Below are 14,228 nucleotides of genomic sequence, written 5' to 3'. Positions count from 1 at the left end.
CAGGGGAGGGATGCAGCATGCGAGGCAACAGTCACCGGCGGCGGGCAGCGCACCGTCGGCGCAGCGGTTTACGGGGGCGCAGACTGTCGTTGCTGATATCGGGCTTCCTGCTGATCGGGCTCTGTGTCGCCGCCGGCGTCGCATGGGATCCGTTCCGCTCCGGAGCCCGGACCGGCGACGCCGCGGGCCCGGACATCGTCGAGCCGCGGGCCGTGCAGGGCGGTTCCGGCAAAGAGGCGAGCGCCGGCGCCACGCCCGGCGCCACATCCGGCGCCACGGCGTCGCCAAGTGCCCCCGAGGAGAAGGCCGTCGCCGGGCAGCAGCCGGGCGACGCCGCCGAGGGAGGGAAACGCGACACCGACGAGGACGCGCAGAAGGTGCGCCGCACCGGGCCGCTGCCGTTCGACCTGCCCTCCCCCGCCGCCCTGAAGGCGAGCGGGAAGCTGGTGTTCGCCCACTACTTCACCCCGTATCCGCTCTCCCTCGACAACGCCCGTCCGGACCGCGACTACTACAGCCGCAACTACCTCACCCCGGAGGGCGAGAAGGGCAAGCACGAGGAGTACGGCGGGCTGCTGCGCGACCGCCCGCTGCCCGTCGAACCCCGCGGCGGGAACTGGGAGCTGGCCAACCTCCGGCAGGAGGTGCGCACCGCCCGGGACGCCGGGCTGGACGGCTTCACGCTCGACATGCTGTCCCTGGAGGGCAAGAACCGGGAGCGGTGCGAACTGCTGCTCCAGGCGGCCCGTTCGGTCGACCCCGACTTCACGATCATGCTGATGCCGGACATGACCTCGCTGAAGACGGACGACCCCGACGTCCTGGCCGACGCCGTGGCCGCGCTGGGCGCCTCCCCCGCGGCGCACCGGCTGGGCGACGGGCGGCTGGTCGTCTCCCCCTTCAAGGCCGAGGAGAAGTCCCCCGGATGGTGGTCGCGGATGCTGAAGTCCCTTGAGGCGCGGCATGGGATCCGCACGGCGTTCGTGCCGCTCTTCCTCGACTTCGACGCGCACCACGAGCAGTTCGCTCCCCTCAGCCACGGCTACTCCGAGTGGGGCAGCCGCAGTTACGTCGGCCAGCAGGGCGCCGCACGGGATGTGCGGCGCGCCCACGAGGCGGGCAAGATCTGGATGCAGCCGGTGTCCGTCCAGGACACCCGGCCCAACCAGGGCGTCTACGACGAGGCGGGCAACACGGCGACGCTGCGCACCACCTGGAACCGCGCCATCGCGGACGGCGCGGACTGGGTGCAGCTCACCACCTGGAACGACTACTCCGAGGGCACCCACTTCGCACCGTCGCTGCACAACGGCCACACCTATCTGGACCTCACCTCGTACTACCTCACCCGCTTCAAGACGGGCGCCTGGCCGAGGATCGTCCGGGACACGCTCTATCTGACCTCGCGCACCCAGTTCGCCGGTGCGCGGCCGACCGGCGGGCAGTCGCGGGTGATGTCCCTGCGCAAAGGCAGCGCGGCTGCCCGGGACACGGTGGAGGTGCTGAGTTTCCTGACCGGTCGCGCCTCGGTCCGGACTCAGGTCGGGGCCGCCGATTCCGCGTACGACGCACCCGCCGGGGTGCACGCCGAGCTGCTGCCGCTGCGCCCCGGCACGAGTTCGGCGCAGGCGCTGCGCGGCGGGAGGACCACGGCGCGGGTGGAGCTGCCGTACGCGGTCGAGCACCGGGTGGAGGTGCAGGATCTGCAGTACTACGGGGCGACCAGCGGACGGGATGCGCCGGCCTGCTGCTGAGCGCTCGCCCCGCTGGGGCTGCCGCGACCAGGCGTCAAGAGCGTGCGGGCACGCCGTGGCATGTCGCGCCCACGCCGCGGGAGCCGCGTATCGGTACAGCCCCGCGCCCCTTCGGTGCGCCGCCGAACCGCGACGGACTTCACCGGACCCGCCGAGCGGTCCCGACGGACGGGCCGGGTCAGCCCGCGGCGACGGGACGAGGGTAGGTCCTGGACTGCTTGACGCTGCCGAAGGCGAAGCTGGACTCGATCGACGCGATGCCCGGAATGGCGTGGATTCTGGTGCGGACGAGGATCTCGTAGGCCTCCAGGCTCTCGATGACGACCCGCAGCAGATAGTCGCTGCTGCCGGCCATCAGGTAGCAGTCCTGGATGTGCTCGATGAGCCCGACGTGCTCCTCGAAGACGTTCACCGCCTCGGCGGTGTGGCGCTCCAGGCGGACGCGGACGAAGACGGTGATGGGCAGCCCGAAGGCCACCTGGTCGACCATCGCCGTGTAGCCGCTGATGAGACCGGCCTGTTCGAGCCGGCGGACGCGGCGCAGACAGGGAGAGGGCGACAGGCGGACGCGGTCGGCAAGGTCCTGGTTGGACAGCCGGCCGTCCGCCTGCAGCTCGCGGATGATCTGGAGGTCGACTGCGTCCATCGTCTCTTCCTCGCCGATTCTTGGCAGATTCTGCCCCGACGGTAACTCTGGAAGACAGAAGTAGCAATCGGCTGCCTCGCTGGTTGACCTAGCGTTGCCGTGAATGTGGGGGGCGATTTCCAGCCGGCAAGCACGGGTGCTGCTCCCCGCTTGGATCAGCGATTGCGAGGAGACCGGGTGGCGGCGACGAACACCATGGGGACGCAGAGTGCGCCTCCGGCAGCGGCGGCGGAGGCGTCCCGACCGCGGGTACGGCGCATTCTCCCCCCGAACGCCGCGGCCGTGGCGGCGCTGCTGCTCACGGTGGCCATCTGGGCCGGCTTCGCGCTCAGCGCACGGGCGCTGAGCTCCTCCACCCTGCTGCCCGCGGACGCGGCGCTGCTGCGATTCGGTCTGCCGCTCCTGATCCTGGCGCCCGCGCTGTGGCGGCGACGGCGGCAGCTCGCCGCCGTGCGGCCCGCCGCCGCGTTGAAGATCGTCTGCGGCGCCGGGGTGCCGTTCTTCCTGGCGGCCATGTACGGGGGCGCGCTGACCTCCGCGGCCTTCGTGGGGTCGCTGATCCCGGGCATGGTCCCGCTCTTCGTCTCCGCGATCATGGTCGCGGGCGGCCGGGGCGCTCCCCGCGGCACCCAGGCCGTCGGGCTCGTCCTGATCGCGGCCGGGGCCGTGGCACTGGTCGGCCGCCATACCGTGGCGCTGGACGCCGAGGTGCTCCTCGGCAGCGGAGTGCTCCTCGTCGCCAGCGGGCTGTGGGCGCTGTACACGGTGGGGCTCAAGGAGGTCGGCCTTGACCCGGTCGGGTCGATCGGCGTGCTGTGCCTGCCGTCGTTCGCCGTGCTGGCGCTGCTGGTGCTGAGCGGGGCGCTGCCCACCGGGCTCGCGGACGCCGCGGCGCGCGACATCGCGCTGTTCGCCGTCGTCCAGGGCCTGGGCGTCGGGCTGGCCGCCGGGCTGCTGTACGCGTTCGCGATCCGCCGGCTGGGCGCGGAGCGCGCCTCGGTCACGGGCAGCCTCAGCCCCGTGCTCGTCGTCCTCCTCGCCGTCTGGCTGCTGGACGAGGTCCCGACGCTCGCCGTGCTGGCAGGCGTACCCCTGATCACCGCGGGCGTGGTGCTCGCCAACCGACGGCCCCGACAACTCCGTTCCCTCCGACGCAAGGTCATCGCCGATGCTTGAGCTGCTCACTCCCCCGCCCGCCGACCCGCTGTGGGACCTGGCCGCCGCGTTCGGCGCGGACACCCGTCCCGAGCGGCTCAACCTGGTCCTCGGCGTCTACCGCGACGACAGCGGCGTCACTCCGGTGATGCGGGCCGTCCGGGAGGCCGAGATACGACTCGCGGAGGGCTCCGCGTCCAAGGAGTACCGGGGCCTGTCGGGCAACCTCGCCTACAACCGGGCCATGGTGTCGCTGGTCCTGGGGACGGACGGCTCCGAGGTGGACGGGCGGGCCGCCGCGGTCCAGACGGTGGCAGGAACCGGCGCGCTGCGGCTGCTGGCCGACCTCGTGCGGCAGACGCGGCCGGGCGCCACGGTCTGGATCAGCGATCCCGCCTACGTCAACCACCGCCCGATCATGGAAGGCGCCGGGCTGACGGTGCGCACGTACCGCTGGAGCGACCCCGAGGGGCGCGCGGACCTGCCGGGGATGCTGCGGGATCTGCGCGAGGCACGCCGGGACGACGTGGTGCTGCTGCAGGGCTGCTGCCACAACCCGACCGGCGTCGACCCGTCGCCCGAGGCCTGGGAGGCGCTGGCGGACCTGGCCGAGCGGCGCGGCTGGGTTCCCTTCGTCGACCTCGCCTACCACGGTCTCGGCGACGGCCTGGACGCGGACCTGCGGCCCACGCGGATGCTGGCGTCGCGGGTCCCGGAGATGCTGGTCGCCGTCAGCTGCTCGAAGAACTTCGGCCTGTACAGCGACCGTACCGGCTGCGCGATAGTCCTCGGCCGCTCCCGGCAGGCGCTGCGCCACGCGGAGACCTCACTGCAGAACATCGCGCGGACGCTGTACTCCATGCCGCCGGAGCACGGCGCGGCCGTGGTGACCGCGGTGCTGGAGGACCCCGGCCTGCGGTCCGCGTGGCGGGCGGAACTGGACGCCATGCGGTCCCGGATCACGGACAACCGGTCCGATCTGGCCGGCCGGCTGCGCGCGCTGGGGCACTCGGTCGCCGCACAGACCCTCGCCCGGCAGAAGGGCATGTTCTCGACGATGCCGCTCACGCCGGACCAGATGCGGCGGCTCCGGGAGGAGTTCGCCGTGTACGGCACGACGTCGGGGCGCATCAACATCGCGGGCGTCTCCGCCCACCGCATTCCGTATCTGGCCGAAAGCGTCGCGGCCGTACTCGGGGCCGGACGGACGGCGGGGGCGGCGGCTGCCGAGGCGCGTCTGGACGCGGTGGGGGCCGCAGCGGCCGGCTGACGGCCGGTGCGCGGCACATGCCCGCCGGGTGCGCGGCCGGGGTGACGTGCGTCGGCCGAGAACCGCGCGTACCGGGGGGGGGCAGGCCGAGCGGACGACCGCCGGGCTGCGGGTCTCCGACGGCCGCGGCGGCCGCATCCCGGCCGCACGGCCGGAGCAGGCGGGCAGCGTGGTGTTCGACGGCATCCGGGCCGCCGCCCGGGGCGCGGGCGGCGCCCGGACGAGCCAAGGCGGCGGGCGGACGGGCCGGGGCGGCGGGCCGTGCAGCGGTCAGTGCGCCCACTTGTACTTGCCGCCGCCGACCCAGCGGACGACCGCCGGGTCGTCGAGGTCGACATGGGTCAGCCCGGCCTGGTGGGCCAGTCTGATCACATCGGTGATGTCGTGAGCGGTGCCGGCCACGTTTCCGTGGATCTCCACCACCCTGAACGGCGGGTCGGTCGGCACGATGCCGAGGACGACGATCGGGGCGGGGGTGGCGTCTGGTCCATGCGCTTCGGTCATGCCATCCAGCGTGCGTCAGCCCGGCGTCCGGCACATCTCGTCGGCCCTCCCGGGGTGCGGCGGTGCGGCGCCGGCACCGTGACCATCTGGGGGGGGAGGGCGGATCCGCACCGGCAGCCGCGGCGGGGAGCGGGCCGTACGGCTGCTGGTCAGTCAGGCGGGCGACCATGTACCGCGCAGGGGTGCTCCCGCCCCGCGCCGGGCCCGCTCGGCCGCGGACCGGGCTTACGCTCGGGCAGACCGCCCGCAAGGGGTGAGCCGCTTGCAGCCCGCCGCCGTCCGCCGGAGGAGTCCGAAGGAGTCGGGAGACCGTGATGACCAGCACCGGGAGAATCCGGGCCGGCCGGCTGACCGTCGAGGTCAGCCGGCCGGAGAAGATGGCGGGCAAGCCGGATCACCCCGACCGGCTGGTCGTCGGCCTCGACTGAGATGGGCGGCGGACGGGTGAGGGTGCTGGGGGTCGACGCGTTCCGGGACGGATGGGTGGCCGTGGAGCTGTGCGACGGGCGGTTCGCCGGCGCGACGGTGAGCGCCGGACTGCGCTCGCTGCTGTCCGACGCGGTGGGCCGCGGGGTCGGCACAGTGGGCGTGGACATGCCGCTGGGGCTGGTGGAGTCGGGGTGGCGGCGTGCGGACGCCGAAGCGGCGGCACTTCTGGGCGGGTTGCGGAGCAGCGTGTTCCGGGTGCCTCCCCGAGCGGTGTGGCGGGAAGAGAGCTATGAGGCCGCGGGCCGGCTGTGCCGGGAGCTCACCGGCGCCGGACTGAGCCGGCAGACCTGGGGGCTCGCCGCCAGGCTGCGCGAGGCGAACGCGTGCCGGGACGGCGCGGAGGACGGCGGGCGTCTCTTCGAAGTGCATCCCGAGGTTTCGTTCTGGGCGCTGGCCGGGAAGACGCCGCTCGGGCTCCGCAAGAAGAGCTGGGCGGGGCAGATGGCCCGGCGGTCGCTTCTCGAGGCCGCCGGGGTCGCGCTGCCCGACGCTCTCGGGGAGGCGGGCCGGGTCCCGCCGGACGACGTCCTGGACGCGGCGGCCGCGGCGTGGAGCGCGCACCGGATCGCGCAGGGGTCGGCGAGTCCGTTGCCCGATCCGCCGGAGCGCGACCGGCACGGCAGGCCGATCGCGATCTGGTACTGAGGGGCGGGCCCGGCTGCGGTGCGGCTCAGGGGGCTTGCGCGCAGGGCGGGTCGTAGTCGAGGTAAGGGGCGTGCGCCGCCCACTGGGCGCGGGTGATCGTGGGGCGGGCGCGGGTGCAGGCATGGGCGACGAGCCGCTCGAAGTCGAGGTCCAGCAGCCGGACGGTGTGGTCGTAGCCGCTGGCGGCCAGGGCGCCGCCGTCGGGGCTGAAGGCCACGGCGCCCACGGCCGTGGTGTATCCGCCGATGGTGGCCAGCGGCTCGGGGCCGGCGGGGCGGGTGACGTCCCACAGACGGGCCGTCCGGTCGTCGCTCGCGGTGGCCAGAGTGCGGCCGTCGGGGCTGAAGGCCACAGAGCCGACGACGTCGGTGTGGCCGGTGAGTGTGGCGAGCGGGGCGGGGTGGGAGCGGCGCGTGATGTCCCACAGCCGCGCCGGGGTGTCCAGTCCGCCGGCGGTGGCCAGGGTGCGGCCGTCGGGGCTGAAGGCCACGGAGAACACGGTGGTGGTGTGGCCGCCGACGGTGGCCAGGGCGGTCGGGCTGCCGGGGTCGGCCAGATCCCACAGGCGGGTGGTCTTGTCCTCGCCCGCGGTGGCCAGAGTGCGGCCGTCGGGGCTGAAGGCCACGGAGCGTACGGTGTCGTGATGGGCGGTCAGCACCGCCAGCGGCCGCGGGCCGCCGGGACGGGACACCTCCCACAGCCGTACGGTCTTGTCCTCGCCCGCGGTGGCGAGGATGCGGCCGTCGGGGCCGAACGCGACGGTGCGCACATCGTCGCGGTGCGCGGTCAGCACCGCCAGCGGCCGCGGGCCGCCGGGACGGGACACCTCCCACAGCCGTACGGTGGCGTCGGCGCTCGCGGTGGCGACCGTGCGCCCCTCGGGGCTGACGGCCACCGAGCGCACGTCGTCGCGGTGACCGGTGAGCGTGCCGGCCGGGGCCGCGGGGGCGCGGGCGCCCCGGAGGCGCCACAGCCGTGCCGTGTGGTCGCCGCTCGCGGTCGCCAGCAGCGTCCCGTCTGCCCGGGCGGGCCCGAACGCCAGCCAGCCGACCTCGCTGGGGTGGGCCGTCCAAGCCGCCGCAAGGGTGCTGAGCAGGCTGTCGCGGGTGGCGGGGCCGGGCGCGAGGCGATGGGCGACCAGGGCAAGCTGGACCGCCAGGCCCGGGTCGCTGTGGTACAGGCCGGTGGCGGCGGCGCTCAGGTCGCGTGCGGCGGCGCTGTCCCGCTGGCGGGTGACTTCGTGCTGGGCGCGTTCGGCCCGGACGATCGCGAGCCCGGCGACGGCCGCCAGCACGGCGAGCAGGGCGACGAGGTTGCGCAGAACCCGCACGCGGCGGCGGGCCGAACTGCTCGCGGCGGCTTCCGCGGCCGCGCTGGCCTCGATGAACTCCCGTTCCCTGGCGGTGAGCCCGGGCCGTGCGCCGGTGAGGAGTTCGCGGGCGAGCTCCAGGCGCACGCCCCGGTACAGGGCGCCCGCGTCGCGCCGCACATCCTCCCAGGCCTGTGCGGCCTCGCTCAGCCGGTGCTGGATCCGCAGCCGGTCGCGGTCCTCCGCCAGCCAGCCGCGCAGACGGGGCCAGGCGCCGATGAGGGCTTCGTGGGCGAGCTGCACCCGCCCGCGGTCCGCCGTCAGGAGCCGGGCGTGGACGGCGCGTTCCAGCACGGCGGCGGTGTCCGGGTCGTCGTCCAGTCCGCCGGGGGCGAGCGAGCGCCCGGTGTCCTGGGTGCCTTCGCCGAGGGCGACCAATCGCACGAAGATCACCTGGGCGAGGCGCTGCCGCCGTGGTGCGAGGGAGGTGTAGAAACTCTCGGCGGTCTGGGCGAGTGCGCCGTCGAGGCCTCCGGCGGCCCGGAAGCCGTCCAGTGTGAGGGTGGTGCCGCGCCGGCGGCTCCAGGTCTCCAGCAGGGCGTGGGAGAGCAGCGGCAGCGCGCCCGCCCGGCCGTGGGCATGGGCGACGAGGGTCGCCTGGAGCGCGCCTTCCACATGCAGGCCGGCGTGGCGGGCGGGCTGGACGACGGCTCGCCGCAGTTCGTCGGCGCGCATCGGGCCGAGCGGCAGCTGTGCGTCCCGCAGGACCTCGACGAGGTCGGGGTGGCGGGCGCAGTGCCCGTAGAAGTCGGCGCGGACGCCGAGAACGGCGCGGCAGCGGGCGTCCGGCCCGCGCGACGCCTCCACCACGGCGGAGATGAACGCGCGGCGCTCCTGCTCGCTGCGGCACAGGGTGAAGATCTCCTCGAACTGGTCGACGATCAGAAGGCCTTCATCGTCTGGCGAGTGGCCGGACGGGTCCGTCGGCAGCTCGGCCAGCCGCGTCAGCGGGCGCTGTCCGGGGGTGATGACCCGGAGGGTGCGCCGGGGGTTCTCGGCGTGCAGCCGCGGCAGCAGGCCGGCGTGCAGCAGCGAGGACTTCCCCGCTCCCGATGCGCCGAGCAGCGCGACCAGGCGGTGCCGGCGCAGCAGGGCGAGCAGATCCTCCAGCGGCCGTTCCCGGCCGAAGAAGCGGTCCGCGTCATCGGCGTCGAGCGGGGCCAGGCCGGCGTAGGGCGGCCGGTCCTGCGTGGTCGTGTGCGCGGCGTCGCCGCCGGGGGCCGTGCCGGCAGGGCGGCCGCCGGCGGGTGCGCCGCGCTGTTCCGCGGACAGTTCGGCGGCGACCTCGTGCCATCGCCGCTCCCAGGCGTCGACGTCGCCGCCGCAGGCGCGCACATAGGACAGCGCCACGTCCAGGCTGGGCAGCCGCCGTCCGGAGGCGGCGCTGGAGAGGGTGGCGATGGAGTAGTGCGCCTGGGCGGCCAGCATCCGGTACGTGGGCGCTCCCGCCGACCGTCGCAGCCGGCGCAGATCGTGGGCGAAACGCAGTAAGGGCCCGTCGCCTCCGTCCAGCGGGGTCTCCTTGCGCGCCATGCCGCCTGTGCTCCCTTCGTACGGTGCCGCGCCCCCTTCGCGATTGTTCAGGAATTGTTTGTTCGCTGCCAGGGCGCTGACGCCGAACAGCCGGCGGGGGCTATATCTGGGCTTCGCGCGCCCCCCACACACACTGCGCCGGCCGGCGCAGGGTCCGGCCACCGACATCGCAACAGCGTTCCACCGACCAGCAGGGAGTGAACCGTGACATCTCGTATCCGCACCAGCGCAGGCACCGGCCTGGCCGCACTGGCTCTGACGGCCGCGGGTGTGGCCGTGGCGCCGTCGGCCCACGCCGCGAAGAGCGACTGTCCCAGGGAGTACGTCTGCGTGTGGAACAACACGTCGTACTCGGGAAAGCCGACGTGGAAGTCGAAGGGGAACCTGGCCAACCTGAAGTCGTCCGGCGGGCTGTCGATTTTCAACAACGGCGTCAGGTATCCGGGCGCCGACCACATCTGGTGGAAGGTCACCTGGTCGAATGGTCAGACCGCTTCCGGGTGCCTGCACTACCCGCCGGACTCCGGCAACTCGATCACCGTCAGCGGCAGCGTCACGCTGAACCACGCCAAGTGGGGCGGCGAGTGCTGATGTGAGGGGTGGGGCCGTCCCCGCCGTGGCGGCGGGGACGGCCCCATATGCTCCGCACTCCCGGGTCGGCGGCTGCGGCGAGCGTGAGGCCGCCAGCCGAGGACCGCGGCGGATGCGGCGAGGCGGTGGCGGTGACTCCGCGGCGGCACATGGTCCCGACGGGGGCGGATGCGGAGGGCGGCGGGGTGAACCATGCACTTCACTCTGCTTCCTGACATAACGGAATCTATCCGGTGTTCAGCAGACAAGAGCCATGAGGCCGGGTCAGGGTTGTGCGCTCGCCTCAGAGAGCTTCGGTCGCTAATGTCCTGGTATGGGAATCGGCATGCTCTTCGCGCTCGGCGCGGCCGTGTGCATGGGCACGGCGACCGTGATGCAGGCCATGGGTGCACGGATGGCAGCCGAGGAGTCCTCGACCACCGGCGTGGGGACGGTGCTCCTCGCCCTGCGGCGCTGGCCGTTCGTCGCGGGGGTCGGGCTGGACATGCTGGGTTTTGTCGCGGAGCTGGCAGCGCTGCGTTCGGTGCCCATCTTCGCCGTGGAGGCCGCGCTGGCCTCGTCGCTCGCGGTCACCGCGGTCGTCGCCGCCGTCGTGCTGCGCATCCGGTTGCGCCGCGTGGAGGTCGTCGCGGTGGCGGCGGTGTGCTGTGGACTCGCCCTGCTCGCCCTCGCGGCCGGCCGGGAGGGCGAGGGCGAAGGGGATCTGACGCTGCGTCTGGGAGTGCTCGCGGCGTCGGCCGGGCTGGCCCTGGTCGGGTGGGCCGTGGGGCGGTTTGTGCGCCGGGGCCGCGCGGTCGCCCTCGGCGGCGTCGCCGGGCTCAGCTTCGGGGTGGTCGCGGTCAGCGCGCGCATGATGCCGGATCTGGAGGTGCCGGGTGTGCTCGCCGAGCCGGCGGCGTACGCCTTGGCCCTGTCTGGCGTCACCGGCTTCGTCTATCTGATCGACGCGCTGCAGTCGGGCTCGGTCACCGCGGTGACCGCGACGATGGTGATCGGGGAGACGCTCTGGCCCGCTCTCTTCGGCGTCGTCTGGCTCGGTGACACCACGCGTTCCGGACTCGAGCCGCTCGCCGTCACCGGGTTCGTGCTGTCGATCGCGGGTGCGCTCGCCCTGGCTCGCTTCGGGGAGGCCGAACAGCACGCCCCGGACAGATCCCGCGCCGGAAGCGGAGAGCAGGACACGAGCGAATACCGGTGAGCGTGCCGCCCGGTCGGCGGCGGAGTGGCGGCGCGCGGTGCGGCGGCCTCGCCGTCCACGCGGGCGGGGAGCGGGCGCGCGCTCATACGCCGACGCCGCGGCGCCGCCCGCGCCGGGTGCGTTCGCCGAGCGTCCTGCGGACGGTCCCGCCAGGCTGCGAGGGCCGTCACGGGACGCGCGTGCCGTGCGCCACGGGGGTGATGGCGCACGGCACGCGGCTGTCGCCCGGCTCGGGTTCGGGCCGGGCGAGGACGGGGATGTCAGGCGAGGCCGAGGGCCGCGCAGTCGTCCTTGTACTTCTCGGTGCAGATCTCGTCCACGGAGTAGACGCCGTCCTGGAGGACGGTGTCCTTGATGTTGTCCTGCGTCAGGGCGACCACGGGCACCAGCACCGAGGGAACGTCCTGGGCGGTGGCGCTGTCCACGTCGGCCTGGGCGATGGCGCCGAGGGAAATGCCGCGGGCCAGCAGGATGGCCATCTCGGCGGCGGCCGCGGCCTCGGGGGCGTACGGCTTGTAGACGGTCATGTACTGCTCGCCCGCCACGATCCGCTGCACTCCGGCGAGTTCGGCGTCCTGACCGGTGATCGGCGGGAGCTTGCCGAGGCCCCCGGCCTTGAGGGCCGTGACGATGCCGCCCGCCATGCCGTCGTTGGCCGAGTACACGCCGGTGATCGCGTCGGCGCCGAGCTCCGAGATCGCCTCCTCCATGTTGGCGGTGGCGTTCTCCGGCTTCCACTCCTTGGTGTCGTACTCCTTGCCGACGTTGACCTTGCCGTCGAGGACGGACTTGACGCCCTTCTTGAACAGCGCGGCGTTCGGGTCGGTGACCGCGCCGTGCATCATCACGATCTGGCCGTCCTTGGCCTTGTCGCCCAGCGCCTTGAGCAGCGCCTCGCCCTGGACACGGCCGACCTCTTCGTTGTCGAAGGAGGTGTAGGCGTCGATCGGGCCCTCGGCGAGACGGTCGAAGGCGACGACCGGGATGCCCGCCTTGTCGGCCTTCTCGACACCGGCGGCGATGGCCTTGGCGTCCACGGCGCCCAGGATCACCACGTCCACCTGGTCGTCGACCATGGTCTCTAGCTGCTTCATCTGCAGAGCGGCATCCTGCCGGGCGTTGGCATAGACCACTTTGCCCTTGCCGTTCGTCAGCTGCCCGATCTTCTCCTCGATGACCGGCTTGTCGAACTTCTCATAGCGGGCCGCCTGGTTCTCGGGCAGCAGCAGGCCGACGGTGATGTCGTCGCTCATCCGTACGCCCGAATCCTCGGAGCCGCCACAGGCGGCGAGGGGCAGAGCCAGCGCGGAAGCAGCCAGTGCGGTGACCGCCCGTCGCAGATGTGCCTTCATATGTTGAAATCAGCCTCCCTGACATGGCCGCGCCGTACGGCCGAGGTGGCTGGAAGCCAACCCTTCCCCGGAGGGGGCGTCAAGATCGATGGCGCGAACGAGATGCCAGTGAGGCCGGTTCGTTAGTTACTTGAAGGTAGGGGCCTGGTGAGCGGAGACGGCGACGGCGCGTGGCGTGATTCCGACGACGACGCGGCCCGGGTGGACCCGCCTGCCTCTCCGAAACCGTGGAGCGTGCCGAGCTGCCGTGCCGCTTCCGGGAACCCGGGCCGGGACGTGCACGGCGGCCACGCCGAGTACGCCGCCGCGCCCGCGGACCAGTGCCCCTCCCGGCAGGCTTTGCCCACTCGCGCCGCCCTGCACGCTCCCCCACAGCCTCCGGCATGGGCGTGACCCCACCCCCTGGGCCCTGCAGGCCCGGGAGGGCGTGGGGGCACCCCCACGATGCGTTGGCCAGAAGCCCGAGCAGCTCCGCTGCGAGGATTCCGGCCGCCCTGCGATCTCCCCCCGCAGTCCTTCGGGCGTGGGAGCGCCCCCAGCACCGGACGACGCTCCTCGACGGGAAGACATTGCCGGTCGCGGCACACGGCCTGTGGGCCGCCGGCCGGGTCAACGGAGCGGCCCGGGTCAACGGAGCGGCCCGGGTCAACGGAGCGGATGTGCAGCGCCCTGCCCCGGGCCGACCGCGCCGAACCGTCGCCCCGCGGGAGGCGGCGCAGGCCGCGCGGCTGCGTTCGGCGGGCCGGTGACGGCGACCTCCGCGGGCCGCAGCAGATGGTCTCCGACGCGGTAGCCGCGCCGGAGCACCCGTGTGCACACGGCCGCCGTCGCGTCGTGGGACGGGGTGTAGACCAGCGCTTCATGTCTGCGGGGGTCGAACGGCTCCCCCTCCTCCCCGACGGGCAGCAGCCCGAGCGCGGCGGTCTCCCGCCGCAGTGAGTCCGCGACGAGGGCGAAGGCCCGGTCGTCCGCGCCGTGCGCCCGCGCCTGCTCGACGGTGTCCAGGACGGACAGCAGGGCGGTCAGCACATTGGAGACCGCGATCTGCCGTATCGCCAGCCGGTCGCGGTGCACCCGCTTGCGGTAGTTGTCGTACTCGGCCTTCACGCGCTTCAGGTCTGCCGTCCGCTCGGCGAGCCGCCGCCGCAGCCGGTCCGTCCCGGCGGAAGGCTCGGGGGGCGGCCCGGCCGGGGCGGAGGTCCCAAGGCCCGGGGCGGCGGGGTCGCGGGGGAAGGTCATCCGGTGTCGTCCTTCCGTTCGTCGTCGACGATCTCCGCGTCCACGACGTCCTCCTCGCCGCCCGGGCCCGTCTTCGCCCCGTCGCCCGTGCCCGCGGTGTGCCCGCCTGCGGCTCCCGCCCCGGCGGCGCCCTGCGCCTGGGCGTACATCGCGGAGCCGATCTTCTGCGCGACGGCGGCGGCCTTCTCCGTGGCGGTGCGGATCTCAGCGGTGTCTTCGCCCTTGAGCTTCTCCTTCAGCTCGCCGACGGCGGTCTCGACCTCGGTCTTCATCTCTTCGGGGATCTTGTCCGGGTTGTCGCGCAGCAGCTTCTCGGTCTGGTAGACGAGCTGCTCGCCCTGGTTGCGGGTCTCGGCGGCCTCGCGGCGCCGGTGGTCCTCGTCCGCGTAGCGCTCGGCCTCCTCACGCATCCGGTCGACCTCGTCCTTCGGCAGCGAGGAGCCGCCGGTGACGGTCATCTTCTGCTCCTTGCCCGTGCCCAGG

At 73.6% G+C, this 14,228-nt stretch carries 12 protein-coding genes; 6 read left to right on the top strand and 6 right to left on the bottom strand.

Annotated elements, in window-relative coordinates; translation table 11 throughout:
* Nucleotides 1-17: 17 nt before the first annotated feature.
* The gene (locus QCN29_RS28015) at nucleotides 18-1,754 is read left to right on the top strand and encodes a glycoside hydrolase family 71 protein (RefSeq protein WP_279931664.1); all 1,737 of its coding nucleotides are present in this window, start codon (nucleotides 18-20) and stop codon (nucleotides 1,752-1,754) included.
* Between the two features lie 178 nt (nucleotides 1,755-1,932).
* Here the strand turns inward: QCN29_RS28015 and QCN29_RS28010 are convergent, their stop codons facing one another.
* The gene (locus tag QCN29_RS28010; RefSeq protein ID WP_279931663.1) at nucleotides 1,933-2,400 is read right to left on the bottom strand and encodes an Lrp/AsnC family transcriptional regulator; all 468 of its coding nucleotides are present in this window, start codon (nucleotides 2,398-2,400) and stop codon (nucleotides 1,933-1,935) included.
* A 177-nt stretch (nucleotides 2,401-2,577) separates the two neighbouring features.
* On the opposite strand from QCN29_RS28010, the gene QCN29_RS28005 reads away from it, so the two are divergent.
* Together QCN29_RS28005 and QCN29_RS28000 are read left to right on the top strand one after the other, a co-directional pair.
* Nucleotides 2,578-3,576 carry a DMT family transporter gene (locus tag QCN29_RS28005; protein ID WP_279931662.1) on the top strand — a complete coding sequence of 333 codons (999 nt, stop codon included), beginning with the start codon at nucleotides 2,578-2,580 and terminating at the stop codon, nucleotides 3,574-3,576.
* Nucleotides 3,569-4,825, top strand: a complete 1,257-nt coding sequence (locus tag QCN29_RS28000; protein WP_279931660.1) for an amino acid aminotransferase — start codon at nucleotides 3,569-3,571, stop codon at nucleotides 4,823-4,825. The genes QCN29_RS28005 and QCN29_RS28000 overlap by 8 nt, the downstream gene beginning before the upstream one ends.
* A gap of 270 nt (nucleotides 4,826-5,095) precedes the next feature.
* On the opposite strand, the gene QCN29_RS27995 is transcribed toward QCN29_RS28000, so the two are convergent.
* Nucleotides 5,096-5,329, bottom strand: a complete 234-nt coding sequence (locus QCN29_RS27995) for a hypothetical protein (RefSeq protein ID WP_279931659.1) — start codon at nucleotides 5,327-5,329, stop codon at nucleotides 5,096-5,098.
* A gap of 450 nt (nucleotides 5,330-5,779) precedes the next feature.
* Between QCN29_RS27995 and QCN29_RS27990 the strand changes: the two genes are divergently transcribed.
* Entirely contained in the window at nucleotides 5,780-6,463 is a 684-nt protein-coding gene (locus QCN29_RS27990; RefSeq protein WP_279931658.1) for a DUF429 domain-containing protein, read from the top strand.
* Between the two features lie 25 nt (nucleotides 6,464-6,488).
* Here the strand turns inward: QCN29_RS27990 and QCN29_RS27985 are convergent, their stop codons facing one another.
* The gene (locus QCN29_RS27985; protein WP_279931656.1) at nucleotides 6,489-9,365 is read right to left on the bottom strand and encodes an nSTAND1 domain-containing NTPase; all 2,877 of its coding nucleotides are present in this window, start codon (nucleotides 9,363-9,365) and stop codon (nucleotides 6,489-6,491) included.
* A gap of 204 nt (nucleotides 9,366-9,569) precedes the next feature.
* Here QCN29_RS27985 and QCN29_RS27980 point away from each other — a divergent pair, with 204 nt between their 5' ends.
* Both QCN29_RS27980 and QCN29_RS27975 read left to right on the top strand, forming a co-directional pair.
* On the top strand, nucleotides 9,570-9,956 hold the full coding sequence (locus QCN29_RS27980) for a peptidase inhibitor family I36 protein (RefSeq protein ID WP_279931655.1): 387 nt from the start codon (nucleotides 9,570-9,572) through the stop codon (nucleotides 9,954-9,956).
* 313 nt (nucleotides 9,957-10,269) lie between these two features.
* The gene (locus tag QCN29_RS27975) at nucleotides 10,270-11,154 is read left to right on the top strand and encodes a DMT family protein (protein WP_279931654.1); all 885 of its coding nucleotides are present in this window, start codon (nucleotides 10,270-10,272) and stop codon (nucleotides 11,152-11,154) included.
* Nucleotides 11,155-11,414: 260 nt separating this feature from the next.
* Here the strand turns inward: QCN29_RS27975 and QCN29_RS27970 are convergent, their stop codons facing one another.
* The 3 genes from QCN29_RS27970 to QCN29_RS27960 form a co-directional block, all read right to left on the bottom strand.
* Nucleotides 11,415-12,506, bottom strand: coding sequence for a sugar ABC transporter substrate-binding protein (locus QCN29_RS27970; protein WP_279931653.1), 1,092 nt, complete (start codon nucleotides 12,504-12,506; stop codon nucleotides 11,415-11,417).
* 645 nt (nucleotides 12,507-13,151) lie between these two features.
* Nucleotides 13,152-13,745, bottom strand: coding sequence for a nucleotide exchange factor GrpE (grpE, locus tag QCN29_RS27965; RefSeq protein ID WP_279931651.1), 594 nt, complete (start codon nucleotides 13,743-13,745; stop codon nucleotides 13,152-13,154).
* Nucleotides 13,742-14,228 (bottom strand): Hsp70 family protein (locus QCN29_RS27960; RefSeq protein WP_279931650.1); only part of this gene is annotated, 487 nt, incomplete at its 5' end. The genes grpE and QCN29_RS27960, both read right to left, overlap by 4 nt.

This window comes from Streptomyces chengmaiensis, from assembly GCF_029846775.1.
GTDB lineage: Bacteria > Actinomycetota > Actinomycetes > Streptomycetales > Streptomycetaceae > Streptomyces > Streptomyces chengmaiensis.
Note: the sequence above shows the minus strand (reverse complement) of the source record. Positions and strands in the feature narration are given on the sequence as shown.

Bases quoted from the DNA above. Each gene is read 5' to 3' on its own strand.
- grpE (WP_279931651.1), bottom strand. From the start codon at position 13,745: ATGACCTTCCCCCGCGACCCCGCCGCCCCGGGCCTTGGGACCTCCGCC.
- QCN29_RS27985 (WP_279931656.1), bottom strand. From the start codon at position 9,365: ATGGCGCGCAAGGAGACCCCGCTGGACGGAGGCGACGGGCCCTTACTG.
- QCN29_RS27995 (WP_279931659.1), bottom strand. From the start codon at position 5,329: ATGACCGAAGCGCATGGACCAGACGCCACCCCCGCCCCGATCGTCGTC.
- QCN29_RS28000 (WP_279931660.1), top strand. From the start codon at position 3,569: ATGCTTGAGCTGCTCACTCCCCCGCCCGCCGACCCGCTGTGGGACCTG.
- QCN29_RS27975 (WP_279931654.1), top strand. From the start codon at position 10,270: ATGGGAATCGGCATGCTCTTCGCGCTCGGCGCGGCCGTGTGCATGGGC.
- QCN29_RS27970 (WP_279931653.1), bottom strand. From the start codon at position 12,506: ATGAAGGCACATCTGCGACGGGCGGTCACCGCACTGGCTGCTTCCGCG.
- QCN29_RS28010 (WP_279931663.1), bottom strand. From the start codon at position 2,400: ATGGACGCAGTCGACCTCCAGATCATCCGCGAGCTGCAGGCGGACGGC.
- QCN29_RS28015 (WP_279931664.1), top strand. From the start codon at position 18: ATGCGAGGCAACAGTCACCGGCGGCGGGCAGCGCACCGTCGGCGCAGC.